The following is a 23,540-nucleotide window of genomic DNA, read 5'->3' as shown; positions in this document are numbered from 1 at the left end:
CGAGTGCTATGGAAGGGCCTTGATCGCGACGGGGCCCCGAGCATGCTGACCGGCAAGACCATCATCGTCACGGGTGCTGCCTCCGGCATCGGCGCCGCGACGGCCCGGCTGGTGCAGGCCTGGGGCGGCCGGGTGATCGCGGTCGACCGCCACCAACCCGCCGACCCGGTCGACGCGTTCTTCGCGGCCGACCTGTCCGACCGCGCGTCGATCGACGCCCTGGTCGCGGCGCTGCCCGCCGGCGCCCATGGCCTGGCCAACATCGCCGGCCTGCCGCCGACCCGGCCGGCGGCGGAGGTGCTGCGGGTCAACTTCGTCGGGCTGAAGCACCTGACCACCCGACTGGTGCCGAATCTGGCCGACGGCGCCGCCATCGTGAACCTGGCCTCGCTGGCCGGGCTGGACTGGGCCGAGGCGCTGCCGGCCGTGCGCGCCAGCCAAGACCTTGCGTTCGAAGACGTGGAGGCGTTCTGCCGGGACCACGGCATCGCCGGCGCCCGCAGCTATTTCTTCTCCAAGGAAGCGCTGATCGCCTGGACCCTGCGGCACCGCTGGACCTGGCGCGACCGCGGCATCCGCATGAACGCCGTCAGCCCCGGCCCGGTCGACACGCCGATTCTGAAGGATTTCGTGGCGACGCTGGGTGCCCGGGCCGAACAGGACATGGCGGTGATGGACCGGGCCGGCCGGCCGGAGGACATCGCCCCCGTGGTCGGCTTCCTGCTGTCCGATGCCTCGGCCTGGATCCGCGGTGCCAACATTCCGGCCGATGGCGGCCTCTACGCCCATGTGCTGGACCGCCGGCACAGGCTTTAGCTCCGAGGCACTGCCAGGACGATGGCGCGCGCCGCCTCCTGCAGCGCCGGCAGGAAGCGGGCCTGCATCTCCACCGCCCCCACCCGCGACGCCGGGGCGCTGAGGTTGATCGCCAGGCTGCCGGCCGAGATGCCGCCGGGCACCGCCACCGCGATCGAACACAGCCCCGCCTCCAGCTCCTCCGACACCAGCGCGTAGCCGCGGGTGCGGATCTCGGCAAGCCGGGCGGCCAGTTCGGTCCGGCTCGTCAACGTGTGCGCGGTGAACCGCTCCAGCACCGCCGCCTCGAAATAGCGTTCCAGCTCACGCGGATGCAGCGTCGCCAGCAGCGCCTGGCCCATCGAGGTGGCATGCGCCGGCAGGCGGGTGCCGACGCCCAGCCCGACCGTCATGATCCGGTGCGGCGCCGGCGACCGCGCAACATAGGTGATGGCTGTGCCGTCAAGCATGGCGGCGGAGGAGGATTCGCCGAGGCGACGCGTCAGCTCCAGCAGCGCGTCGCGCACCCGCTCCAGCTCGCCCATCCCCGACAGGAAGCTGTGGCCAATGGTCAGGATCGCTGGGGTCAGCTCGAAATGCTTGCCGTCGCTGCGGGCATAGCCGGCCTCGCACAGGGTCAGCAGGAAGCGCCGGGCGGCCGCCCGGGTCAGGCCGGTGCGGGAAGCCGCCTCGGTGATGGTCTGGCGACGGTGCCCCGCGCCGAAGCTGCGGATCACGTCCAGCCCCTTGCGGAACGACAGCACCTGCTCGGTTCGCTGCAGAGTGGCTCCTCCCCATTTGTTCGTTTTGCGAACAAGGCATCCGTTCTGCGAACCGATCCTTGACCCGATCCACGCCCCGGCACAAGACAGCAGGGTAGAAAAAACGCAGGAAAGATGGGGGAAGCGTCCGGGATGGCGAAGACCGTCACCCTTCCGGCGACCTGTGCCGCGGCGGGCCATGGCCCGGCCCCGCGCTTGCCCCGACCCGCAATGGCGTGACGAGGCGAAGGACACCCGCATGGTCGCATCCATCCCCGAAGACCGGCCGCTGACGGCACCGATCCAGAATGCCGCCGTCGCCGCGCTCAGCACCCGCGGCCGGATCTTCGCCATCGTCGGCAGCTCGTCCGGCAACCTGGTCGAGTGGTACGACTTCTACACCTACGCCTTCACCTCGATCTATTTCGCCGGCGCCTTCTTCCCCAAGGGCGACCGCACCAGCCAGCTGCTGGCCACCGCGGGCATCTTCGCCGTCGGCTTCCTGATGCGGCCGATCGGCAGCTGGGTGTTCGGCCGCATCGCCGACCGGCACGGCCGCCGCACCTCGATGGTGCTGTCGGTGCTGATGATGTGCGCCGGGTCGCTGGCGATCGCGGTGCTGCCGACCTACGACACCATCGGCACCGCGGCGGGGGTCCTGCTGCTGCTGGCCCGCCTGGTGCAGGGGCTGTCGGTCGGCGGCGAATACGGCACCAGCGCCACCTATATGAGCGAGGTGGCGGCGCGCGGAAACCGCGGCTTCCTCGCCTCCTTCCAATACGTCACGCTGATCGGCGGCCAGCTGCTGGCAAGCCTGGTCGTGGTGGTGCTGGAACTGACCCTGTCCGGCGACGAGATCCGGGCCTGGGGCTGGCGCGTTCCCTTCGTGATCGGGGCGGTCGCCGCCGTCGTCGCGCTGTATCTGCGCCGGTCGCTGATCGAGACCAGCTCCGAGGATGCCCGCAAATCCAAGGATGCCGGCACGATCGGCGCCCTGCTGCAGCACCCGCGGGCCTTCATGACGGTGCTGGGCTTCACCGCCGGCGGGTCGCTGATCTTCTACACCTACACCACCTACATGCAGAAATACCTGGTCAACACCGCCCATATGGCCACCAGCACGGTGAGCCTGGTGATGACCGCGGTGCTGTTCGTCTACATGGTGGTGCAGCCGCTGTTCGGCGCCCTGTCCGACCGCATCGGCCGGCGCAACAACATGCTGGCCTTCGGCCTGCTGACCACGCTGAGCACGGTGCCGCTGCTGGGCGCCATCGGCACGGTGACCAATCCCTTCGCCGCCTTCGGGCTGATCCTGTGCGGGCTGGCCGCGGTCAGCTTCTACACGGCGATCAGCGGGCTGGTGAAGGCCGAGATGTTCCCGATGAGCTGCCGCGCCCTGGGCGTCGGCCTGTCCTACGCCATCGCCAACGCCGTCTTCGGGGGCAGCGCCGAGTATGTGGCGCTGTGGCTGAAGGATGCCGGGATCGAGGGCTGGTTCGCCTGGTACGTCACCGCCCTGTGCGCCATCGCCTTCATCGTCGCCATCCTGATGCCGGACAGCCGCAGCAAGAGCATGATCGAAGACAACTGATCCAGCGGCGGGAGAAACCCGCCGCACACCAGAACAGGGAGGACCATGATGCGTCGACGCCATCTCACCGCCGCGGCCCTGGCCGCGATCCTTCTGGCCCCGCTGCCGGCGCTGGCGCAGGACACGGTCAGGATCGGCCTGATCCTGCCGATGACCGGCCCCTCCGCCTCCACCGGGCGGGAGATCGAGGCCGCGGCCCGGCTGTACCTGCAGCAGAACGGCACCACCGTCGCCGGCAAGACCATCGAGCTGATCGTCAAGGACGACACCGGCACCGCCGACGTCACCAAGCGCCTGGCGCAGGAGCTGGTGGTGAAGGACAAGGTGGCGGTGCTGGCCGGCTTCGGCCTGACCCCGCTGGCCGCCGCCGTGGCGCCGATCTCGACCCAGGCCAAGGTGCCGCAGGTGATCATGGCCGCCGCCACCGCGGCGACCACCGAGGCGTCGCCCTTCATCGTCCGCACCAGCTTCACCCTGCCGCAGGTGACGGTGCCGCTGGCCGACTGGGCGGCGCAGAACGGCATCAAGACGGTGGTCACGCTGGTCAGCGACTATGGCCCCGGCCTGGACGCGCAGAAGGCCTTCGCCGAACGCTTCGGCAAGGCCGGCGGCACGGTGACCGAGCAGCTGCAGGTGCCGCTGAAGAACCCGGATTTCGCGCCGTTCCTGCAGCGCGTCGCCGACGCCAAGCCGGATGCGGTGTTCGTGTTCGTGCCGTCCGGCTTCGGCGCCATCTTCATGAAGCAGTTCGTCGAGCGCGGGCTGGACAAGTCCGGCATCCGCCTGATCGCGACCGGCGACGTCACCGATGACGAGCAGCTGGACAGGATCGGCGACGTGGCGCTGGGCACCATCACCACCCACCACTATTCCGCCGCCCATGACAGCCCGGAGAACAAGGCCTTCGTCGCCGCGTTCCTGGCCGCCAACGACGGGCTGCGGCCGAACTTCATGGCGGTCGGCGGCTATGACGGCATGCATCTGATATACGAGGCGCTGAAGAAGACCGGCGGCGCCACCGACGGCCAGGGGCTGCTCGACGCCATGAAGGGCATGAGCTGGACCAGCGTGCGCGGCCCGATCTCGATCGACCCCGACACCCGCGACATCGTCCAGAACGTCTATGTCCGCAAGGTCGAGCGGAAGGACGGCGCGCTGTACAATGTCGAGTTCGCGACCATCGAGGCGGTGAAGGACCCGGTCAAGGCCGCGAAGTAGGCCCGCCATGGCGACCATCCTGTTCGACGGCATCGCCTACGGCATGCTGCTGTTCGTGCTGGCCTGCGGCCTGTCGGTGACGCTGGGGCTGATGAACTTCATCAACCTGGCGCATGGCGCCTTCGCCATGCTGGGCGGCTATGTCACCGCCATCCTGATGAGCCGCTGGCAGGTGCCGTTCTTCCTGTGCCTGCCCGCCGCCTTCGCCGCGGCGGCGCTGGCCGGGCTGGTGCTGGAGCGGACGCTGTATCGACAGCTGTATCGCCGCAGCCCGCTGGATCAGGTGCTGTTCTCGATCGGGCTGGTGTTCATGGCCGTCGCCGCCGCCGACTACCTGATGGGGTCGGAGCAGCAGATCATCCAGCTGCCCGGCTATCTCCGCGGCCGGGTCGAGGTGCTGGGCGTCGGCATCGGCATCTACCGCGCCCTGATCATCGTGATCTGCGGCGTGCTGGTGCTGGCGCTGCAGGCCGTGCTGGCCCGCACCCGCTTCGGCAGCCGGCTGCGCGCCGCGGTGGACGATCCGCGCGCCGCCCGCGGCCTGGGCATCCGGGTCGACATGATCTTCGCCGCCACCTTCGCCGTCGGCAGCGGTCTCGCCGGCCTCGGCGGCGCGCTGGGGGCGGAGATCCTGGGCGTCGACCCGACCTTCCCGCTGAAATACATGATCTATTTCCTGATCGTGGTGACCGTCGGCGGCACCTCCAGCCTGACCGGGCCGTTCCTGGCCGCCCTGCTGCTGGGCATCGCCGACGTCGCCGGCAAATACTACGTCCCCGCCTTCGGCTCCTTCGTCATCTACACCGTGATGATCGTGGTGCTGATCCTGCGGCCGCAGGGCCTGTTCGCACGCGGTGGCACGCGATGACCGATACGCCCCTGCCCGCTGCGGCAACGATCCGCCCGGCCGCGTCGCGCGCCCGCTGGCGCTGGCCCGAGATCCTGTTCTGGCTGGCGGCGCTGGCCGCCCTGTTCGGGCTGCCGGACCAGTATCTGATCCTGAATGAGATCGCGATCCTGGCGCTGTTCGCGCTCTCGCTCGACCTGATCCTGGGCTATGCCGGCATCGTCTCGCTCGGCCATGCCGCCTTCTTCGGCACCGGCGCCTATGTCGCCGGCCTGCTGGCCGTGCATGTCGCCGGCGAGCCGGCGCTGGGCTTGGCTGCCGCCGCCGTGGTGGGCGCGGCGCTGGGCTTCGTCACCAGCTTCCTGGTGTTGCGCGGCTCGGACCTCACCCGGCTGATGGTGACGCTCGGCGTCTCGCTGCTGCTGTTCGAAATTGCCAACCAGGCGGCCGGCCTGACCGGCGGCGCCGACGGGCTGAACGGCATGGTGGTCGGCCCGGTGCTCGGCCTGTTCGAGTTCGATCTCTACGGCCAGACCGCCTATGGCTACAGCCTGGCGGTGCTGTTCGTGCTGTTCCTGGCCGCCCGGCGGCTGGTGCATTCGCCCTTCGGCCTGTCGCTGCGGGCGATCCGCGACAACCCGCTGCGCGCCGGAGCGATCGGCGTGCCGGTGGCGCGGCGGCTGGTCGGCATCTACACCCTGTCGGCCGCCTATGCCGCGGTGGCCGGGGCGCTGCTGGCCCAGACCACGCAGTTCGTCTCGCTCGACGTGTTCGACTTCCACCGTTCGGCCGATGTGCTGCTGGTGCTGGTGATCGGCGGCGCCGGATACCTGTATGGCGGGCCGGTCGGTGCCGTGCTGTTCCGCTTCCTGCAGGACTGGATCGCCGGCATCACGCCGCAATACTGGTCGTTCTGGCTGGGCGCGTTCCTGGTGCTGCTGGTGCTGGTCGGCCGCGACCGGCTGGTGCAGGGCTTGCGCTGGCCGGTCACGGCACTGCTGTCCCGCTTCGGAGGCGGCCCCCGCCTTGGAGGTGAGCGATGACCGCGGCGCTGGAGACCATCGGCCTGCAGAAGCGCTTCGGCGGGCTGGTCGCCACCAACGACGTGTCGCTGCGGATCGAGGTCGGCGCCCGGCATGCGCTGATCGGCCCGAACGGTGCCGGCAAGACCACCTTCGTCAACCTGCTGACCGGGGTGCTGGCGCCCAGCGCCGGCCGGGTGCTGCTGACCGGCGAGGACATCACCGGGCTGAAGCCGCATCTGCGGGTCCGGCGCGGCCTGGCCCGCACCTTCCAGATCAACCAGTTGTTCGCCACCATCACGCCGCTGGACACCATCGGCATGGCGGTGTCCGAGCGCATGGGCAGCGGCGGCGACTGGTGGCGCGTCGCCGGCGGCAAGGCCGATGTGACGGATGAGATCCAGGAGATCGCCGACCGCTTCCGCCTGGCGGATGTGCTGCACGAGCGCACCGCCACCCTGGCCTATGGCAAGCAGCGGCTGCTGGAGATCGCCACCGCCTTCGCCTGCCGCCCGCGCGTGCTGCTGCTGGACGAGCCGGCGGCCGGCGTGCCGGAGGCGGAACGGCATGAGCTGCTGGCCACCATCGCCGAGCTGCCGAAGGACGTGTCGGTGCTGCTGATCGAGCACGACATGGACCTGGTGTTCAGCTTCGCCGACCGCATCTCGGTCCTGGTCAACGGCACGCTGCTGACCGAGGGCACGCCCGACGCCATCGCCGCCGATCCCCAGGTGCGCGCCGTCTATCTCGGGGAGGCGGTGGATGGCTGAGCTGCTGACCGTCAGGGATCTGGTCGCCGGATATGGCGAGGCCGTGGTCGTCACCGGCGTGTCGCTGGCCGTGGCCGAGGGCGAGGCCCTAGCGCTGCTGGGCCGCAACGGCACCGGCAAGACCACGCTGCTGAACAGCATCATCGGCGTCACCCGCCGGATGGGCGGCACCGTCGTTCTGGCCGGCCGCGACCTGACCCGGGCGCGGCCGGAGGACCGGGCGCTGGCCGGCATCGGCTGGGTGCCGCAGGAGCGCAACATCTTCAAGTCCCTGACGGTCGAGGAGAACATGACCGCGGTGGCCCGGCCGGGCCCGTGGACTCCGGAGCGGGCCTATTCGATGTTCCCGCGGCTGAAGGAGCGGCGGCGCAACCTGGGCCACCAGCTGTCGGGCGGCGAACAGCAGATGCTGGCCATCGCCCGCGCCTTGATGCTGAACCCGAAGCTGCTGCTGCTGGACGAGCCGACCGAAGGCCTGGCGCCGATCATCGTCGAGGAGTTGCTGGCCGCGCTGAAGCGCATCCTGCGCGACGAGGGCGTCGCGGCTATCGTGGTCGAGCAGCATGCCCGCAAGATCCTGTCGGTCACCGACCACGCCGTGATCCTGGAGCGCGGCGCCATCGTCCATGCCGCGCCCAGCGCCGCGCTGAAGGCCGACGACGCCGCCCTGGACCGCCATCTCGGCGTCACCCGCAAGGGCCCGCGCCCACCGCACCATTGAGAAGAGGGACCGTCTCATGCCGCGCCAAACCCCACCCTTCCGCGCCGACATGGTCGGCAGCCTGCTGCGCACCGCACCCTTGAAGGCCGCCCGCGAGCAGCATGAGCGCGGCGCGATCTCGGCCGGGGAGCTGCGCGCGGTCGAGGACCAGGAGATCCGCACGCTGGTGCGGAAGCAGGAGGAGATCGGCCTGCAGGCCGTGACCGACGGCGAGTTCCGCCGCGCCTTCTGGCATTACGACTTCCTGGAGCATCTCGACGGCGTCGAGGGCTTCTGGATGGACCATGGCGTGCAGTTCCAGGGCGCCCAGCTGAAGCCGAAGGGCATCCGCGTCACCGGGAAACTCGGCTTCTCCGGCCACCCGATGCTGGATCATTTCCGCTTCCTGAAGGCCGCGACCTCCCGGGTGCCGAAGATGACCATCCCGTCGCCCAGCATGCTGCACTATCGCGGCGGCCGGCAGGTGATCGACCCCGCGGTCTACCCCGACATGGAGGAGTTCTACGCCGATCTCGGCCGGGCCTATGCCACGGCGGTGGCCGCCTTCGCCGCCGAGGGCTGCCGCTACCTGCAGCTCGACGATGTCAGCTTCGCCTATCTCTGCGACCCCGAGCAGCGGCGGATGCTGGCCGAACGCGGCGACGACCCGGTGAAGCAGCCGGAGATCTATGCCGGCATGCTGAACGCCGCCATCGCCAACCGGCCGGCGGACATGGTGATCAGCATGCATCTCTGCCGCGGCAATTTCCGCTCCACCTTCATCGCCTCGGGCGGCTACGAGCCGGTGGCGGAGCGGCTGTTCAACCAGATCGGCGCCGACGCCTATTTCATGGAATGGGACACCGAGCGCGCCGGCGGGTTCGAACCGCTGCGCTTCCTGCCCAAGGGCAAGACCGTGGTGCTGGGCCTGGTCACCTCGAAGACCGGCACGCTGGAGCGGAAGGACGACATCCGGCGCCGGATCGACGAGGCGGCGAAGTTCGTCGACCTCGACCAGCTCGCCCTCAGCCCGCAATGCGGCTTCGCCAGCACCGAGGAGGGCAACACCCTGGCCGAGGACGAGCAGTGGGCCAAGCTGGCGATGATCGTCGAGATCGCCCGCGAGGTCTGGGGGTAGGGTCACCGCTCCCCCTTTGTCACATTGTCATGCCCGGGCTTGCCCCGGGCATCCAGAGAGCGTCGACACCTTCTGGATTGCCGGGTCAAGCCCGGCAATGACAGGGAAAGGGAGGGCGGCGAAGAGCATTAATCAAGATATGACTTGCAATATCCCCTTGACCTGAAGTGCACTTGAGCTTGTAGCGGTGGAGGCTCCTGACGAGAGGAGCATCCTGTCCATGCCGACCGATATCGATCTGAGCCAGCTTCGCGTCGCCGTCACCGGCGGCACCTCCGGCCTGGGGCTGGCCCTGGTCCGCCTGCTGACCGCGATGGGCGCGCGGGTCGCCTTCGTCGCCCGCACCGGCCCCGCCGTCGCCCGCCTGGCCCGCGAGACCGGCGCCCAGGGCATCATCGCCGATGTCGGGCGCAAGGAGGACATCCACCCGATCGCGCTGCAGGTCACCGCCGGGCTCGGCGGGGTCGACGTGCTGGTCAACAACGCCTCCAGCCTCGGCCCGGTGCCGCTGGCGCTGCTGGCCGACACCGAATGCGAGCAGCTGGAGGAGGCGCTGGCGATCAACCTGGTCGGGCCGTTCCGGCTGACCCGGGCGCTGTTCGGCGCCCTCGCCGCCTCGGCCCGCGACGGGCGCGGCGCCGTGGTGGTCAACATCTCCAGCGACGCCGCGGTCAGTGCCTATCCCGGCTGGGGCGCCTATGGCGCCAGCAAGGCGGCGCTGCGCCACCTGACCGCGATCTGGGCCGAGGAGACGCAGGAGGAGCGGGTGCGGTTCCTGTCGATCGATCCCGGCGACATGGACACGCCGCTGCACGCACTGGCGGTGCCCGACGCCGACCCCGCGACCCTGAAGCAGCCCGAACTCTCGGCCGCGGAGATCGTGCAGGCCATCCTCGCCGTCTTGCCGGGCCGGGCGGAGCGGCCGGCGGCCGAGCTCCCGGTCGGGACCGCAGCATGATCGCCGCCGACGCTCCCGACCGGCGCGCCGCAAGGCTCTGCGCCATCGACCCGACGGGCAGGCTGCGGCACTTGCCCCGCGCCGGGCTGGCGGCGCTGCTGCGCCCCGGCGACCTGGTGGTCGCCAACGACGCCGCGACCCTGCCCGCGAGCCTGCACGGGCTGCACGCTGCCAGCGGCCGCCTGGTCGAGCTGCGGCTGGCCGGCTGGGTGACGGCCGGCGACCCGACCCGCTTCGTGGCCGTCGCCTTCGGCGCCGGTGACCACCGCACCCGCACCGAGGACCGCCCGCCCCCGCCGCCGCTGGCGCCGGGCGACCACCTGGCGCTCGGGCCGCTCGCCGCGATGGTCGAGCGGCGCCTCGGCCATCCCCGGCTGGTCGGGCTGCACTTCCTGGGCGGCCGTGACGCCGTGCTGGCCGGGCTGGCGCGGCACGGACGGCCGATCCAGTACGCCCATGTGCCGCAGCCGCTGGCGCTGTGGGATGTCTGGACCAGCATCGCCGCCGACCCCGTGGCGTTCGAGCCGCCTTCGGCCGGCTTCGCCCTCGATTGGGGCCTGCTGGCCGCCTGGCGGAAGCGCGGCGTTGGATTCGCCACGCTGACCCACGCCGCCGGGATCTCTTCGACCGGCGACCCCGCGCTGGACCAGCGGCTGCCTTTCGACGAGCCCTACCGCATTCCGCAGCCGACAGCGGCGGCGATCAGCCGGGCGAAATCCGGGGGCGGGCGGGTCATCGCCATCGGCACCACCGCGGTCCGGGCGCTGGAGGCCGCGGCGCAGGCCGACGGCCGGGTGCGGCCCGGCGCCGGCGTGGCCCGCGGGCGGATCACGGCCGAAACCCGGCTGCGGGTGGTGGATGCGATCCTGACCGGCGTGCATCAGCCCGGCGAAAGCCATTTCGAGCTGCTGCGCGCCTTCGCCGATGACGCGGTGCTGGACCGTGCCCTCGAGACCGTGGCGGCGCAGGGCTATCGCGCCCATGAGTTCGGCGACTGTCTGATGCTGGAGCGGCGGCGCGCTTTCGAAAGCGGCCGGCTGGCGTCCTAGGCCGGAGGGTCCGCCCTACGACCGGGTCTTGGCCAAGGGATGGGCCGAGGCCACCAGGCTCTGCAGCCGGTCCCCCAGCACATGGGTGTAGATCTGGGTGGTGGCGATGTCGGCATGGCCCAGCATGGTCTGGACCGAGCGCAGGTCGGCGCCATGCGACAGCAGATGGGTGGCGAAGGCGTGGCGCAGCACATGCGGGCTGACCCGGCTGGGCTCGATCCCCGCTTCGACCGCCAGGTCCTTCAGCAGCTGGCCGAAGCGCTGCCGCGTCAGGCTGCCGCCGCGCGCGGTGCGCGACGGGAACAGGAAGCCACGGTCGCGGCCCTTGACGAAGAACACCCCGCGATACGGCAGGTACGCCGCGATGGCGTCGCGCGCGGGCTCGGACAGCGGCACCAGCCGCTCCTTGTCGCCCTTGCCGCGGACGATCAGTGCCCGCCCGTCGCGCCCCAGGGCCGAGAGCGGCAGCCCGACCAGTTCCGAGACGCGCAGGCCGCCGCCATAGAGGATCTCAAGCAAGGCCAGCAGCCGCAGGCCCTCGGCCATCCGCTCCGGGTCGGCGAACAGCCCGGCGATGGCGCCGATCAGCCCTTCGACCTCGGCTTCGGACAGCAGCTTCGGCAGCGACCGGCCGAGCGCCGGGGAGTCGAGCGCGGCCGAGGGATCGTCCTGGCGCCGCCCTTCCGAGACCAGGAAGCGGTAGTACTGTCGCATCGCCGACAGGCGCCGCGCCGCCGTGCGCGCGCCGGTGCGTTCGCCCTTGGCCCCTTCCCTGCGGGAGAGGTCACCGAGATAGGCGCGCAGATCCTCGGTCACGGCGCTGTCGATGGCGCCGCCGCCGGATTCGAGGAAGCGGTTCAGGTCGATCAGGTCGCGGCCATAGGCCTCGCGGGTGTTGGCGGCGGCCCCGCGCTCCGCCACCAGCATGTCGAGGAACGCGTCGACCGAGGGCGGCGGCAACAGCCGCGGCGCCGGCGGACGGCCGCGCCGGCGCTTGGGTCCGGGGGCTGCCGCGTCCGCCACCCTCGTCAGGCTCTCACTTGAAGTGATCGTTCGAGATCACCTTCTCGACCGTCTGGCTGGGCGGCCGGAAATCGATCACGGTGAGCGCGACGCCGCCGCCCACGATCACCAGCAGCACGGCGACCGCCAGAATCCGGCCGAGGCCACCGCCCCCGCCGCCGCTGGAGGAGCTCGGGGAGAATCGGTTTTTCGAACGACGACGAGCCAAGACGGACCCCGTGACTGCTGCGAATCAGGACCAATGCGCCGGCCGCGGCCGGCACCTGCCGGAGAAAGCAGATGCGGCAGGGCCGGCGCAACCCTATCTTAGGCGGTCGGGACGGCGGCGGCAAACCGCCATCCCCTTTCAACCAAGCCCTGCCGGGCCCGGAACAGGATCGATGATCACCGCGCTGCACCGCCCCTTGCCCCGCACCCTCGTGCTCGTCGGCCTGATGGGCGCCGGCAAGACGGCGGTGGGCAAGCGCGTGGCCGCCCGGCTGGGGCTGGGCTTCACCGATGCCGACCACGCGATCGAGGAGGCGGCGGGCTGCAGCATCCCCGACATCTTCGAACGCTATGGCGAGCCGGCCTTCCGCGACCTGGAGCGCCGCGTCATCGCCCGGCTGATGCATGAGCCGGTGCAGGTGCTGTCGACCGGCGGCGGTGCCTTCATGGATGCGCAGACCCGGGCCACCGTCGCCGAACGCGGCCTGTCGCTGTGGCTGAAGGCGGAGCTGGAGGTGCTGACGGCGCGCACCGCCAAGCGCCACAACCGCCCGCTGCTGCGCCAGGGCGACCCCAAGGCGGTGCTGGCCGGGCTGATGGAGCGCCGCCACCCGATCTACGCCCTGGCCGACCTGACCGTCGACAGCCGCGACGGGCCGGTCGAGGAGACGGTGGAGCGGGTGCTGGCGGCGATCGACGCCCGCCTGGCCGCCGAGACCGCCACGAGCGAAACCGATCCCGGCCAGACAACTCCGGACCACCCGGCCCCCGACCCTATGACCGCGGGCCAGGCAGCCCCGGACCAAACGGATTGACCCCCTGACATGACACGCGAAACCATCCGCGTCGGGCTGGGCCCGCGCAGCTACGACATCGTGATCGGGCCCGGCGCCCTGGCCGAGGCCGGGGACCGGATCGCGGCGCTGGGCCGGGCCGGGCGGGTGATCGTGATCGCCGATGCCCGGGTCGCGGCGCTGCACGGCGCCGCCCTGGATGCGGCGCTGACCAAGGCCGGGATCGCGGTCGAGACCCTGACCGTGCCGCCGGGCGAGGCGTCCAAGTCGATGACGGTGCTGGCCGGCCTGCTGGACCGCATCCTGGCCCTGGGCATCGAACGCGGCACCCTGCTCGTCGCGCTGGGCGGCGGCGTGGTCGGCGACCTCGCCGGCTTCGCCGCGGCGGTGGCGCTGCGCGGGCTGGACTTCGTGCAGATCCCGACCACGCTGCTGGCCCAGGTCGACAGCTCGGTCGGCGGCAAGACCGGGGTCAACAGCCAGCACGGCAAGAACCTGATCGGCGCCTTCCACCAGCCGCTGCTGGTGCTGGCCGACACCGCGTTGCTGGCCACCCTGCCGGCGCGGGAGCTGCGCGCCGGCTATGCCGAGGTGGTGAAGTACGGCGCCCTGGGCGACGCCGGCTTCTTCGACTGGCTGCAGGACAACGGGCCGAAGCTGCTGGCCGGCGACGGCGCCGCCACCATCCAGGCGGTGAAGCGCAGCTGCGAGATGAAGGCCGAGATCGTCGGCCAGGACGAGCGCGAGGCGGCACAGCGCGCCCTGCTGAATCTCGGCCACACCTTCGGCCATGCGCTGGAGGCGGAGACCGGCTACGGCGACGCCCTGCTGCATGGCGAGGCGGTGGCGATCGGCATGGTCATGGCCTTCGACCTGTCGGTCCGGCTGGGCCTGTGCCCGGCGGCCGACCGCGACCGGCTGGTCCGGCACCTCGACGCGGTCGGGCTGCCGACACGGCCGGACCGCAGCCGCAGCTGGTCGGTCGACGCCCTGCTGCACCACATGACCCGCGACAAGAAGGTGCGGGACGGCCGCCTGACCTTCATCCTGGTGCGCGGCATCGGCCAGGCCTTCGTCACCAACGAGGTGCCGGCGGAGCCGGTCGCCGCGGTGCTGGCCGACGCCATCGCCGCCTAGCCCCCCAACAAGGACGCCCGAAGACGCCTATGTCCGACGACCTCGCCCTGCTGCTCAGCGTCGCCGGCATCGTCATCCTGCTGGTGATCTCGGCGTTCTTCGCCGGCTCCGAGACGGCGCTGACCGCGGCCAGCCGGGCGCGGATGCACCAGCTGGAGAGCCACGGGCTGAAGCGGGCCGGCATCGTCAACCGCCTGCGCGAGCAGAAGGACCGGCTGATCGGCGCCCTGCTGCTGGGCAACACCCTGGTCAACATCCTGGCCTCGGCGGTCGCCACCAGCCTGCTGAGCACCATGGTCGGCGCCTCGGCGGTGCCGATCGCGACGGTGGTGATGACCGCGCTGATCCTGATCTTCGCCGAGGTGCTGCCCAAGACCTATGCCATCACCCATGCCGACCGGGCGGCGCTGTCGATCGCGCCGCTGGTCCGCAGCGTGGTCTGGGTGCTGGGCCCGATCGTCCGGCTGGTGAACTGGCTGGTGCGCGGCGTGCTGCGCCTGTTCGGCGCCGACCCGCACCGGGTCGGCCTGGCCGACTATGTCGACGAGCTGCGCGGCGCCATCGAGCTGCACCGCGGCAGCGAGGCCGAGGTGGCGCAGGAGCGCCAGATGCTGCGCTCGATCCTCGACCTCGGCGACGTCTATGTCTCGGAGATCATGACCCATCGCCGCACCGTCGAGGCGATCGACGCCGAGCTGCCGCTGCAGGAGGTGGTGGGGGCGATGCTGAACAGCCCCTACACCCGCATGCCGCTGTGCCAGGGGGGCCTGGAGAACATCATCGGCGTGCTGCACGCCAAGGACGTGCTGCGGGCGCTGCAGGCGGCCGGCGGCGACCCCGATCGGCTGGACATCCGCCGGATCGCGACCAAGCCCTGGTTCATCCCGGACACCACCAGCCTGCTGGACCAGCTGCACGCCTTCCGCGTCCGGCGCGAGCATTTCGCCATCGTGGTCGACGAGTATGGCGACCTGAAGGGCGTGGTGACGCTGGAGGACATCCTGGAGGAGATCGTCGGCGACATCGTCGACGAGCACGATTTGCCGGTGGCCGGCGTGCGGCCACAGCCCAACGGCAGCTACCTGGTCGACGGCACCGTGACCATCCGCGACCTGAACCGCCGCTTCGAATGGCGGCTGCCGGACAGCGAGGCCTCGACCGTCGCCGGGCTGGTGCTGCACGAGGCGCAGCGCCTGCCCGAGGTCGGCCAGGCCTTCACCTTCCATGGCTTCCGCTTCGAGATCCTGCGGCGCCAGCGCAACCAGATCACCGCGGTGCGCCTGACCCCGCCCGTCGACGACCCCGAGGAGGGGTGACATGCCCCTGTCCGCCCCCGCCCCGCGCGCCCCCATCCACACCCGCCGCGTCACCTGCGAAGGCTTCCGCCGCGAGGACGGACTGTGGGACGTCGAAGGCCACCTGACCGACGTGAAGGCCTATGAGTTCCGCAACGAGTTCCGCGGCGCCATCACCCCGGGCGATCCCCTGCACCAGATGCGGATGCGGCTGACCGTCGATGACGGGCTGGCGATCGTCGCGGTCGAGGCGGTGACCGAGCACGGCCCCTACGCCCTGTGCCCGGAGATCACGCCGAACTTCCAGGCCCTGGTCGGGCTGCGGATCGGCCCCGGCTTCACCCGCGCGGTCAAGGAGCGGCTGGGCGGCCCCAAGGGCTGCACCCATCTGGTCGAGCTGCTGGGCCCGATGGCGACGACGGCGTTCCAGACCGTGTTCCCGGTGCTGTCGCGCGAACGCGAGGGGGAGGCCGACCCGGCCAAGCGGCCGATCCTGCTGGACAGCTGCCACGTCTTCGCCGCCGACGGCGACCACGCCCGGCGCAAATGGCCGGCCTTCTACACCGGGCCGGAGCAGAGCTGAGGCGCCCCCTCACTTGCATTATGCAAGCGTCGCGCCTAGATCACCTGCCCATGCAACGGACCAGCTTCGCCGCGATGGACTGCCCGATCGCCCGCGCGCTCGACGCGCTGGGGGAGTGGTGGAGCCTGTTGATCCTGCGCGACGCCTTCCTGGGCGTGACCCGGTTCGACGATTTCCAGGCCAGCCTGGGCATCGCCCCGAACATGCTGACCCGGCGGCTGAAGCGCCTGGTCGATGCCGGCCTGCTGGAGCGGCACCCCTATTCGCAGCGGCCGCTGCGGCACGAATACCGGCTGACCGCGGCCGGGCGCGACGCCTTCCCGGTGCTGGCCATGCTGGGCGCCTGGGGCGGCCGCCACGCCACCGGCGGCAAGGTGCTGGTCCAGCTGACCGGCCGTGCCGATGGCGCCACGCTTGACCCGGTGCTGATCGACCGCCGCAGCGGCGCGCCGATCACGCCCGAGACCGCGGAATTCCGCCTCGGCCCCGATGCCGGGGCCGAGGGCCGCGCCCGCGCCGCCCGGATCCTGGCCCGCCGGGCCGGGGCGGCCAACGAGACTGTTTCGGCTTGAGGAGATCTGACATGCGCCGCATCGTGGTGACCGGGATGGGTGCCGTCTCGCCCTTGGCCAATGGCGTCCAGCCGAGCTGGGCCCGCCTGCTGGCCGGCCGGTCGGGGCTGCGCCGCCTGCCGGAGGAGATCGTCGCGGATCTCGGCGCCAAGGTCGCCGGCGTGGTGCCGTCGATCGCGGAGGATCCGGAGGCCGGCTTCGACCCGGACCTCACGGTGCCGGTCAAGGACCAGAAGAAGATGGACCGCTTCATCCTGTTCGCCATGGCGGCGGCGGAGGAGGCGATCGCCCAGGCCAACTGGCGGCCGACCGAGGCGCGGGCGCAGGAGCGCACCGCCACCATCATCGCCTCCGGCGTCGGCGGCTTTCCCAACATCGTCGAGGCGGTGCGCACCACCGACCAGCGCGGCGTGCGGCGGCTGTCGCCCTTCACGGTGCCGGCCTTCCTGGTCAACATGGCGGCCGGCCAGGTCTCGATCCGGCACGGCTACAAGGGCCCGCTGGGCGCCCCCGTCACCGCCTGCGCCGCCGGAGTCCAGGCGATCGGCGACGCCGCCCGGATCATCCGCGCCGGCGAGGCCGACGTGGCGCTGTGCGGCGGCACCGAAGCCTGCATCGACCGGGTCAGCCTGGGCGGCTTCGCCGCGGCCCGCGCCCTGTCGACCGGCTTCACCGAGACGCCGGAGCGCGCCTCCCGTCCCTTCGACGCCGCCCGCGACGGCTTCGTCATGGGCGAAGGCGCCGGCATCCTGGTGATCGAGGCGCTGGACCATGCGCTGGCGCGCGGCGCCACCCCGATCGTGGAGCTGATCGGCTACGGCACCGCGGCCGACGCCTATCACATGACCTCGGGGCCGGAGGACGGCAACGGCGCCCGCCGGGCGATGGAGATCGCCCTGGCCCAGGCCGGGATCGGCCCCGGCGACGTGCAGCACCTGAACGCGCACGCCACCTCGACCCCGGTCGGCGACCGCGGCGAGCTGGCGGCGATCAAGACGCTGTTCGGCACCGGCGGCACCGTGGCGGTCAGCGCCACCAAATCCGCCACCGGCCACCTGCTGGGCGCCGCCGGCGGGCTGGAGGCGGTGTTCACCATCCTGGCGCTGCGCGACCAGATCATGCCGCCGACCCTGAACCTGGAAAATCCGGACCCGGACGCCGCCGGCATCGACCTGGTGGCGCTGGAGGCCCGCCGCGGCAACATCGAGCACGCTTTGTCGAACGGCTTCGGCTTCGGCGGCGTCAACGCCAGCGTGCTGTTCCGCCGCTGGCACGGCTGAGGCGCCGGCAGGTCTGATCCGGCCTCGCTCAGTTTGAGCGAGGCCGGATCGGAGACGTCCTAATCCGGGACAGGCGCCACGAGGTCGTCGATCCCGATGGGAAACCGCCGGACGCGTATTCCGGTCGCGTGCCAGACCGCGTTCGCTACCGCGCCTGCCGATCCCGTGACCCCGATCTCACCGACCCCCTTGATGCCGAGCGCGTTCACATGGGGATCGTGCTCCTCGATCATCAGGGCTTCCAGGGACGGCACGTCGGCGTTCACCGGGATGTGGTATTCGGCGAGGTCGGCGTTCAGCGTCCGGCCCGACCGCGGGTCCACAACGGCACGCTCGTGCAGCGCGAAGGACGCGCCCCAGATCATGCCGCCGTAGAACTGGCTTTGCACCAGCCGCGGATTGATCACCCGCCCGGCCGCGAAGGCCCCGACGAGACGGCTGACGCGGACCTGGCCGAGATCCGGATCGACCCGGACCTCGGCGAACACCGCCCCATGCGCGTGCATGGCATAGGCCGATTGCGTCGCAGGGTCTGCGGCGCCCGTGCCGCGGCCTTCGATCTCGGCCAGGCCGGCGCGGGCGAGAACCTCGGCATAGCTTTCGCTGCGGCTGTCGTCGTCGCGACGGAACAGGCGACCGCCCTGTGCGACCACCCCGGCATTCCCTGCCCCGAACAGGGGCGAGCGCTCATCGGCCGTCGCCAGGTCGGCAAGCTTGGCGATGACGGCGGCGCCGGCGTTGTGGATCGCCATCCCGGCCGTGGCGGTGTGGGCCGAACCGCCGGCGATTCCGGCATCGGGAAGATCGGATGACCCAGCCTTGAACTCCATCTGCTCGAGATCGAGCCCCAGGGAATCGGCCGCGATCTGGGCGAAGGCGGTCCAGGCGCCCTGGCCCATGTCGTGGGTGCCCGACTCCATCACGCCGGTCCCGTCGCGTCGCAGCACCGCCCGTGCCTCGGCCTGGAACATCAGCGCTGGAAATGTCGCGGTGCCCACGCCCCAGCCGACCAGGAAGCCGGCCTCGTCGCGCATCTGCCGCGGCGCGAGCGGGCGCCCCGACCAGCCAAAGCGCTCCGCACCCTTGGCGTAGCATTCGCGCAAGGCCTTGGAGGAGAACGGCTTGCCCGAGATCGGTTCGACCTCGGCATAGTTCTTCAGCCGGAAGGCCAGCGGGTCCATCCCGACGGCCCAGGCCGCCTCGTCGATCGCGCTCTCCAGCGCGATCGAGCCCGTGGCCTCGCCGGGGGCCCGCATGAACAGCGGCGTGCCGGTGTCGTTCCGGACCACCTCGTGCGAGGTCACGATGGCGGGGCTCGCATACAGCGTGTGCGAGGCGTCCGCCGCCGGCTCGAAGAAGTCGTCGAAGGTGCTGGATGTCGTCTTGGCGTGATGCTCCAGCGCCGTCAACCCGCCGTTGCCGTCGACACCGATGCGCAGCGTCTGGCGGGTGGGCGCCCGATGGCCGACCGGCCCGAACATCTGCTCACGGCGGAGCACCAGCTTGACCGGCCGGTCGACCATCCGGGCCGCCAGGATGCCGAGGACCTGCGGGCCGGAGACCAGGCCCTTGCAGCCGAAGCCGCCGCCGAGGAACGGGCTGCGGATGTGGATCTTCTCCGGGGCGATTCCGAACAGCCCGGCGATCCGCCCCTGGGCCATGGCCATGCCCTGGCTCGGCGTGTCGATGGACAGGGCGTCGCCGTCCCAGGCGGCGACGATGGCATGCGGCTCGATCGGGTTGTGGTATTGCGAGGGCGTCTCATAAGTCGCCTCGACCCGGTGCGCCGCCGTCGCCAGGCCCGCCTCGACGTCACCCCGCTCGACCCGGCCCGGATTGCCGACGCCGACGGCGGGCGGAAGGAAGCTCTCGCCGGCATCCAGCCCCACCCGAACCGGCTGGGTTTCGTAGCGCGGCGACAGCAGCGTCGCCCCTTCCGTCGCGGCCTCCAGCGTCTCGGCGATCACCACCGCGATCGGCTGGTTCGCATAGCGCACCAGATCGTTCTGCAGCAGGTCGAGCCGGAACATGAAGGGGTGGAGCTTCGCATCCGGGTCCGTCGCCAGCGGCGGCCGGTTGGCGGGGGTCATGACATCGACGACGCCCGGATGTCCCTTGGCGGCCCCGATGTCGAGGAAGGTCACCCGGCCGCGGGCGACGCTGCTGACCGCCATGACCGCATACAGCATCCCGGCCGGGTGGTTGTCGGCGGCGTAGCGGGCCTTCCCGGTCACCTTCAGGATGCCGTCGCGGCGCGTGAGCGGCTGACCGATGCTGGAGCCGTGCCGCGCGTGGGCGGGAGCCTGGGTGGGGTTGATCTCAGACGTCATGGCGCGCTCCGGGACCGAATGAGAACGGGGACGCCGGGAGGGCGGGGACACGCTCCGGCGTGCCGGCCGCGGCGACCGTCAGGGCACGCACCAGGATTCTGCGCGCGAGTTCGATCTTGAAGGCGTTGTCGCCGGACGGCCTGGCGTCGACGAGGGCCGCCTCCGCCGCCCGGCGGAAGACGGCTTCATCGGGGCTGGCGCCGGCCAGGACATCCTCGGCCGCACGGGCGCGCCACGGCTTAGCGGCGACCCCGCCCAGCGCGAGCCGCGCCGTCCGGATGGTGCCGCCCTCGATCCGCAGCGCCGCGGCGGCCGAGACCACCGCGAAGGCGTAGGAGTTGCGCTCGCGCACCTTGAGGTAGCGGGAATGCGCCGAGAAGGCCGCAGCCTCGGCCGGCAGGCGCAGGGCGACGATCAGATCGCCCGGCTGGAGCGCGCTCTCCTGCTCCGGCGTGGTCCCCGGCAGGCGGTGGAGGGCCTCGACCGGGATGTCGCGGCGGCCGCCCGCGCCTTCGACCTCGACCACGGCATCCAGCGCGACCAGCGGCACGCAGAAATCCGACGGGTGGGTGGCGATGCAGGACTCGCTCCAGCCGAGCACGGCGTGCAGGCGGTTTTCGCCGTTCCGGGCGTCGCACCCCGCGCCGGGCTCGCGCTTGTTGCAGGCGCTGGCGGTGTCGTAGAAATACCCGCAGCGTGTCCGCTGCAGCAGATTGCCGCCGACCGTCGCGGCATTGCGCAGCTGCGCCGAAGCCCCCGACAGCAGCGCCTCCGCCACCGCCGGATAGGCCTGGGCGAATTCGGGATCGTGGGCGAGGTCGGCATTGCGGACCAGCGCGCCGATGCGGAGGCCGCCATCGGGCAGGGGTTCGATGCCGTCGAGCCCGGGAAGGCGCGTGACATCGACCAGGCGGTCCGGACGGCTGATGCCGCCCTTCATCAGGTCGAGGAGGTTGGTGCCGGCGGCAAGATAGGCGGACCCCGGCTCGGCCGCTGCCGCGACGGCAGCGGTGATCGAGGTGGGCCTGACGTAATCGAAGGTTTTCACGCGGCGTCCCTCCGGCCGGTTTCGGCCACCGTCTTCTGCGCCTCCAGCACCGCCTCCGTGATCCCGGAATAGGCCGCGCATCGACAGAGGTTTCCGCTCATGCCCTCACGGATGCGCTCGGGGTCGTCACCGGCCTGGCCTTCCCCGATCAGGCCGATCGCGCTCATGATCTGGCCCGGGGTGCAGAACCCGCACTGGAACCCGTCATGGGCGATGAAGGCGGCCTGGACGGGATGGAGCTGGTCGCCGCGGGCCACACCCTCGATGGTGAGGACATCGGCGCCGTCGAGGCTGACGGCGAGCGCCAGGCACGAATTGATCCGGCGGCCGTCGACCAGGACCGTGCAGGCGCCGCACTGGCCCCGGTCGCAGCCCTTCTTGGTGCCGGTCAGGTCGAGGCGCTCACGCAGGAGGTCGAGCAGCGTGACCCGCGGATCTTCCAGCTCGACGTCATGCCGCACACCATTCACGGTGAGGCTGATGGCGAAATTCATGCAGGACTCCGATCAGTGGTATCGTCGAAGGCATTGGGGCCGCACGGGTGTGCGGCTGCAGGCCGGGCAGCTTGATTGGCTTGCCGTGGGGCGCCGAAGCCACCCGGCTTGACCAAAGGGCGGCATCAGGTGATCTACTCGCCCGGACAATATACGGAGGGACCCTCCGCTTTGCAAGCGGATGGGCAACCAGATGAGGGATATGGGCGAGGATTCGGCAAAGACCACCCGGCGGCCCCGCGCCGATGCCATCCGCAATCGCGAGCGCGTGCTGGAGGCCGCGAAGGTGGTGTTCAGCGCCGGCGGTCCGGATGCCAGCCTGGAGGCTGTGGCAAGACGGGCCGAGGTCGGCATCGGCACACTGTACCGGCACTTCCCGACCCGCGAAGCCCTGTTCGAGGCGGTCTACCGCCGCGAGGTCGGGCAACTGGTCGAACTGGCGGAACAGCTGAAGGACGAGGCCGCGCCGGTCGACGCCTTGCGCCGCTGGCTGCGGTCCAATGTCGAGCTGGTCGCCACCAAGAAGGGCATGCTGGCGGCACTGGCCCTTGCCACCCACGGCCCGTCGCAGCTCTACGCCGACACGTTCCATCGCCTGACGGCGGCGATCGGCACGCTGCTGGACCGCGCCGTCGCGGCCGGCGAGATCCGTGCCGACGTCAGCGCCGAGGACCTTCTGCGCGCCCTCATCGGCATGTGCTACATGCACGATCAACCCGGCTGGCAGGAGGCGGTGCTGCGGCTGCTGGACGTCTTCGTCGATGGTCTTTGCCTGCAGACCAAAGCGAAGCGCTGAAGGCGGCAGGGATCCCGCCGACACAGGAAAGTCCTCGGAGACGACAGATGCGCCAACGGCCTGTGAGGCTATCAACAGAAGACGCCTTTATTTCCGAAGAATCCCTGATCTCCGCATTAATATCGATCGGTAATTACTGAATAATTTCACGAAAGCCGAAGTGAACTACCGTTGCAATATGCTTGAATCAGCGCTGCCGGCACGGCTGCGCTAGGCCCGCCCGCCCGGGCGGGTGCCGACCTCGCGGATCAGGTCGATGAAGGCGCGCAGCCCGGCGGGCAGGTGGCGGCGGCCGGGATAGTACAGGCACAGGCCCGGCAGCGGCGGCGTCCAGTCCGCCAGCACCCGGACCAGGCGGCCGCCGGCGACGGCATCCGCCACCACCCATTCCGGCAGGTAGGTCAGCCCGGCGCCGGCCAGCGCGGCCTCGAGCATCAGATCAGCCTCGTTGAGGATCAGCGGCCCGGGGACGTCGATGTCGAGGGTCTCGCCATCACGCTCGAACTCCCAGCGGAAGACGCTGCCATTCGGCATCCGGGCCCGGATGCCGCGATGCGCCGCCAGGTCGCCGGGCACCACCGGCCGGGGATGGCGCGCGAAATAGGCCGGTGATCCGACCACGGCGAAGGTCAACGTCGCGCCGAGGGGAATGGCGATCATGTCGCGCGGGATGGACTCCGCCGGCCGGATGCCGGCATCGAAGCCCTCGACCACGATGTCGATCAGCCGCTTGTCGGCGATCAGCTCGACCTGCATGTCCGGATAGCGATCGAGATACTCCAGCACGACCGGCACCAGCACCTGGCGGGCGCCCGAGATCGAGCTGTTGATCCGCAGCGTCCCCCGCGGCGTGTCGCGGTGGCTGTTCACCGTCTCCATCGCGGCCTGGATGTCGGACAGGGCGGGCGCGACCTTGGCCACGAAATCCGCCCCCGCCGCCGACAGCGAGACGCTGCGCGTCGTCCGGTTGAACAGCCGCACGCCGAGGCGGGCCTCCAGCCCGGCCACGGCGTGCCCCACCGCGGTCGGCGACATGCCGAGGTCCCCGGCCGCGGCGCGGAAGCTGCCGTGGCGGGCGACCGCGATCACCACCTCGAGTTCGATCATTCCGCTTTTGTGCATTGCACCGGTT

23 protein-coding genes are annotated in these 23,540 nt (G+C 71.0%); 17 read left to right on the top strand and 6 right to left on the bottom strand.

Annotated features, from left to right (window positions below):
* Window positions 1-42: 42 nt before the first annotated feature.
* A complete protein-coding gene (locus AB4112_RS01125) occupies window positions 43-816 on the top strand; it encodes a coniferyl-alcohol dehydrogenase (protein WP_309801416.1) in 774 nt (257 codons plus the stop codon).
* Here the strand turns inward: AB4112_RS01125 and AB4112_RS01120 are convergent.
* Window positions 813-1,559 (bottom strand): IclR family transcriptional regulator domain-containing protein, encoded by a 747-nt coding sequence (locus tag AB4112_RS01120; protein WP_309801415.1) that lies wholly within the window; start codon window positions 1,557-1,559, stop codon window positions 813-815. The two genes, AB4112_RS01125 and AB4112_RS01120, sit on opposite strands and share 4 nt — an antisense overlap.
* Before the next feature lie 256 nt (window positions 1,560-1,815).
* Between AB4112_RS01120 and AB4112_RS01115 the strand changes: the two genes are divergently transcribed.
* From AB4112_RS01115 to AB4112_RS01075, 9 genes are all read left to right on the top strand, one after another.
* Complete coding sequence (locus AB4112_RS01115) at window positions 1,816-3,147, top strand: MFS family transporter (protein WP_441716690.1); 1,332 nt, start codon at window positions 1,816-1,818, stop codon at window positions 3,145-3,147.
* A 45-nt stretch (window positions 3,148-3,192) separates the two neighbouring features.
* The gene (locus AB4112_RS01110) at window positions 3,193-4,365 is read left to right on the top strand and encodes an ABC transporter substrate-binding protein (RefSeq protein WP_441716688.1); all 1,173 of its coding nucleotides are present in this window, start codon (window positions 3,193-3,195) and stop codon (window positions 4,363-4,365) included.
* 7 nt (window positions 4,366-4,372) lie between these two features.
* Window positions 4,373-5,233, top strand: a complete 861-nt coding sequence (locus tag AB4112_RS01105; protein WP_309801412.1) for a branched-chain amino acid ABC transporter permease — start codon at window positions 4,373-4,375, stop codon at window positions 5,231-5,233.
* Window positions 5,230-6,255 carry a branched-chain amino acid ABC transporter permease gene (locus tag AB4112_RS01100; RefSeq protein ID WP_309801411.1) on the top strand — a complete coding sequence of 342 codons (1,026 nt, stop codon included), beginning with the start codon at window positions 5,230-5,232 and terminating at the stop codon, window positions 6,253-6,255. The genes AB4112_RS01105 and AB4112_RS01100 overlap by 4 nt, the downstream gene beginning before the upstream one ends.
* On the top strand, window positions 6,252-7,004 hold the full coding sequence (locus tag AB4112_RS01095; RefSeq protein ID WP_441716686.1) for an ABC transporter ATP-binding protein: 753 nt from the start codon (window positions 6,252-6,254) through the stop codon (window positions 7,002-7,004). The genes AB4112_RS01100 and AB4112_RS01095 overlap by 4 nt, the downstream gene beginning before the upstream one ends.
* A complete protein-coding gene (locus tag AB4112_RS01090; protein ID WP_441716684.1) occupies window positions 6,997-7,725 on the top strand; it encodes an ABC transporter ATP-binding protein in 729 nt (242 codons plus the stop codon). The genes AB4112_RS01095 and AB4112_RS01090 overlap by 8 nt, the downstream gene beginning before the upstream one ends.
* 16 nt (window positions 7,726-7,741) lie before the next feature.
* On the top strand, window positions 7,742-8,842 hold the full coding sequence (locus AB4112_RS01085; RefSeq protein ID WP_441716682.1) for a 5-methyltetrahydropteroyltriglutamate--homocysteine S-methyltransferase: 1,101 nt from the start codon (window positions 7,742-7,744) through the stop codon (window positions 8,840-8,842).
* Between the two features lie 220 nt (window positions 8,843-9,062).
* Window positions 9,063-9,800: an SDR family NAD(P)-dependent oxidoreductase gene (locus tag AB4112_RS01080; protein WP_309801407.1), complete on the top strand. Its 738-nt coding sequence runs from the start codon at window positions 9,063-9,065 to the stop codon at window positions 9,798-9,800.
* Window positions 9,797-10,849 carry an S-adenosylmethionine:tRNA ribosyltransferase-isomerase gene (locus tag AB4112_RS01075; protein ID WP_309801406.1) on the top strand — a complete coding sequence of 351 codons (1,053 nt, stop codon included), beginning with the start codon at window positions 9,797-9,799 and terminating at the stop codon, window positions 10,847-10,849. The genes AB4112_RS01080 and AB4112_RS01075 overlap by 4 nt, the downstream gene beginning before the upstream one ends.
* A 15-nt stretch (window positions 10,850-10,864) precedes the next feature.
* On the opposite strand, the gene AB4112_RS01070 is transcribed toward AB4112_RS01075, so the two are convergent.
* Complete coding sequence (locus tag AB4112_RS01070; RefSeq protein ID WP_441716679.1) at window positions 10,865-11,872, bottom strand: site-specific tyrosine recombinase XerD; 1,008 nt, start codon at window positions 11,870-11,872, stop codon at window positions 10,865-10,867.
* A 380-nt stretch (window positions 11,873-12,252) separates the two neighbouring features.
* On the opposite strand from AB4112_RS01070, the gene AB4112_RS01065 reads away from it, so the two are divergent.
* From AB4112_RS01065 to fabF, 6 genes are read left to right on the top strand one after another with little or no spacing between them, the layout of a single operon-like run.
* Entirely contained in the window at window positions 12,253-12,894 is a 642-nt protein-coding gene (locus tag AB4112_RS01065; RefSeq protein WP_441716677.1) for a shikimate kinase, read from the top strand.
* A gap of 9 nt (window positions 12,895-12,903) precedes the next feature.
* The gene (aroB, locus tag AB4112_RS01060; RefSeq protein WP_441716675.1) at window positions 12,904-14,010 is read left to right on the top strand and encodes a 3-dehydroquinate synthase; all 1,107 of its coding nucleotides are present in this window, start codon (window positions 12,904-12,906) and stop codon (window positions 14,008-14,010) included.
* A gap of 29 nt (window positions 14,011-14,039) precedes the next feature.
* Window positions 14,040-15,326, top strand: a complete 1,287-nt coding sequence (locus tag AB4112_RS01055) for an HlyC/CorC family transporter (RefSeq protein ID WP_309801402.1) — start codon at window positions 14,040-14,042, stop codon at window positions 15,324-15,326.
* A gap of 1 nt (window position 15,327) precedes the next feature.
* The gene (locus AB4112_RS01050) at window positions 15,328-15,888 is read left to right on the top strand and encodes a DUF2889 domain-containing protein (protein WP_441716673.1); all 561 of its coding nucleotides are present in this window, start codon (window positions 15,328-15,330) and stop codon (window positions 15,886-15,888) included.
* 50 nt (window positions 15,889-15,938) lie between these two features.
* Window positions 15,939-16,460: a winged helix-turn-helix transcriptional regulator gene (locus tag AB4112_RS01045; RefSeq protein WP_441716671.1), complete on the top strand. Its 522-nt coding sequence runs from the start codon at window positions 15,939-15,941 to the stop codon at window positions 16,458-16,460.
* Window positions 16,461-16,471: 11 nt separating this feature from the next.
* Window positions 16,472-17,740, top strand: coding sequence for a beta-ketoacyl-ACP synthase II (gene fabF, locus AB4112_RS01040; protein ID WP_441716669.1), 1,269 nt, complete (start codon window positions 16,472-16,474; stop codon window positions 17,738-17,740).
* Window positions 17,741-17,799: 59 nt separating this feature from the next.
* Here the strand turns inward: fabF and AB4112_RS01035 are convergent, their stop codons facing one another.
* From AB4112_RS01035 to AB4112_RS01025, 3 genes are read right to left on the bottom strand one after another with little or no spacing between them, the layout of a single operon-like run.
* Complete coding sequence (locus AB4112_RS01035; protein WP_441716667.1) at window positions 17,800-20,070, bottom strand: xanthine dehydrogenase family protein molybdopterin-binding subunit; 2,271 nt, start codon at window positions 20,068-20,070, stop codon at window positions 17,800-17,802.
* Window positions 20,060-21,118, bottom strand: coding sequence for an FAD binding domain-containing protein (locus AB4112_RS01030; protein ID WP_441716665.1), 1,059 nt, complete (start codon window positions 21,116-21,118; stop codon window positions 20,060-20,062). Before AB4112_RS01030 ends, AB4112_RS01035 begins: the two co-directional genes overlap by 11 nt.
* Window positions 21,115-21,612 carry a (2Fe-2S)-binding protein gene (locus AB4112_RS01025; protein ID WP_441716663.1) on the bottom strand — a complete coding sequence of 166 codons (498 nt, stop codon included), beginning with the start codon at window positions 21,610-21,612 and terminating at the stop codon, window positions 21,115-21,117. Before AB4112_RS01025 ends, AB4112_RS01030 begins: the two co-directional genes overlap by 4 nt.
* A 193-nt stretch (window positions 21,613-21,805) precedes the next feature.
* Here AB4112_RS01025 and AB4112_RS01020 point away from each other — a divergent pair, with 193 nt between their 5' ends.
* Complete coding sequence (locus AB4112_RS01020) at window positions 21,806-22,408, top strand: TetR/AcrR family transcriptional regulator (RefSeq protein WP_441716661.1); 603 nt, start codon at window positions 21,806-21,808, stop codon at window positions 22,406-22,408.
* A gap of 210 nt (window positions 22,409-22,618) precedes the next feature.
* Here the strand turns inward: AB4112_RS01020 and AB4112_RS01015 are convergent, their stop codons facing one another.
* The gene (locus AB4112_RS01015) at window positions 22,619-23,515 is read right to left on the bottom strand and encodes a LysR family transcriptional regulator (RefSeq protein WP_309801394.1); all 897 of its coding nucleotides are present in this window, start codon (window positions 23,513-23,515) and stop codon (window positions 22,619-22,621) included.
* Window positions 23,516-23,540: the final 25 nt, after the last annotated feature.

Origin of the sequence: Inquilinus sp. 2KB_23 (genome assembly GCF_052115705.1) — a bacterium.
GTDB lineage: Bacteria > Pseudomonadota > Alphaproteobacteria > DSM-16000 > Inquilinaceae > Inquilinus > Inquilinus ginsengisoli_A.
This window is presented reverse-complemented; position numbering and strand designations above follow the sequence as displayed.

Coding starts and splice junctions, on each gene's coding strand:
- AB4112_RS01105 (WP_309801412.1), top strand. CDS start 4,373: ATGGCGACCATCCTGTTCGACGGCATCGCCTACGGCATGCTGCTGTTC.
- AB4112_RS01080 (WP_309801407.1), top strand. CDS start 9,063: ATGCCGACCGATATCGATCTGAGCCAGCTTCGCGTCGCCGTCACCGGC.
- AB4112_RS01050 (WP_441716673.1), top strand. CDS start 15,328: ATGCCCCTGTCCGCCCCCGCCCCGCGCGCCCCCATCCACACCCGCCGC.
- AB4112_RS01045 (WP_441716671.1), top strand. CDS start 15,939: ATGCAACGGACCAGCTTCGCCGCGATGGACTGCCCGATCGCCCGCGCG.
- AB4112_RS01015 (WP_309801394.1), bottom strand. CDS start 23,515: ATGATCGAACTCGAGGTGGTGATCGCGGTCGCCCGCCACGGCAGCTTC.
- AB4112_RS01020 (WP_441716661.1), top strand. CDS start 21,806: ATGAGGGATATGGGCGAGGATTCGGCAAAGACCACCCGGCGGCCCCGC.
- AB4112_RS01055 (WP_309801402.1), top strand. CDS start 14,040: ATGTCCGACGACCTCGCCCTGCTGCTCAGCGTCGCCGGCATCGTCATC.
- AB4112_RS01035 (WP_441716667.1), bottom strand. CDS start 20,070: ATGACGTCTGAGATCAACCCCACCCAGGCTCCCGCCCACGCGCGGCAC.
- AB4112_RS01095 (WP_441716686.1), top strand. CDS start 6,252: ATGACCGCGGCGCTGGAGACCATCGGCCTGCAGAAGCGCTTCGGCGGG.
- AB4112_RS01085 (WP_441716682.1), top strand. CDS start 7,742: ATGCCGCGCCAAACCCCACCCTTCCGCGCCGACATGGTCGGCAGCCTG.
- AB4112_RS01065 (WP_441716677.1), top strand. CDS start 12,253: ATGATCACCGCGCTGCACCGCCCCTTGCCCCGCACCCTCGTGCTCGTC.
- AB4112_RS01125 (WP_309801416.1), top strand. CDS start 43: ATGCTGACCGGCAAGACCATCATCGTCACGGGTGCTGCCTCCGGCATC.
- AB4112_RS01115 (WP_441716690.1), top strand. CDS start 1,816: ATGGTCGCATCCATCCCCGAAGACCGGCCGCTGACGGCACCGATCCAG.
- AB4112_RS01110 (WP_441716688.1), top strand. CDS start 3,193: ATGATGCGTCGACGCCATCTCACCGCCGCGGCCCTGGCCGCGATCCTT.
- AB4112_RS01100 (WP_309801411.1), top strand. CDS start 5,230: ATGACCGATACGCCCCTGCCCGCTGCGGCAACGATCCGCCCGGCCGCG.
- AB4112_RS01025 (WP_441716663.1), bottom strand. CDS start 21,612: ATGAATTTCGCCATCAGCCTCACCGTGAATGGTGTGCGGCATGACGTC.
- AB4112_RS01090 (WP_441716684.1), top strand. CDS start 6,997: ATGGCTGAGCTGCTGACCGTCAGGGATCTGGTCGCCGGATATGGCGAG.
- aroB (WP_441716675.1), top strand. CDS start 12,904: ATGACACGCGAAACCATCCGCGTCGGGCTGGGCCCGCGCAGCTACGAC.
- AB4112_RS01075 (WP_309801406.1), top strand. CDS start 9,797: ATGATCGCCGCCGACGCTCCCGACCGGCGCGCCGCAAGGCTCTGCGCC.
- fabF (WP_441716669.1), top strand. CDS start 16,472: ATGCGCCGCATCGTGGTGACCGGGATGGGTGCCGTCTCGCCCTTGGCC.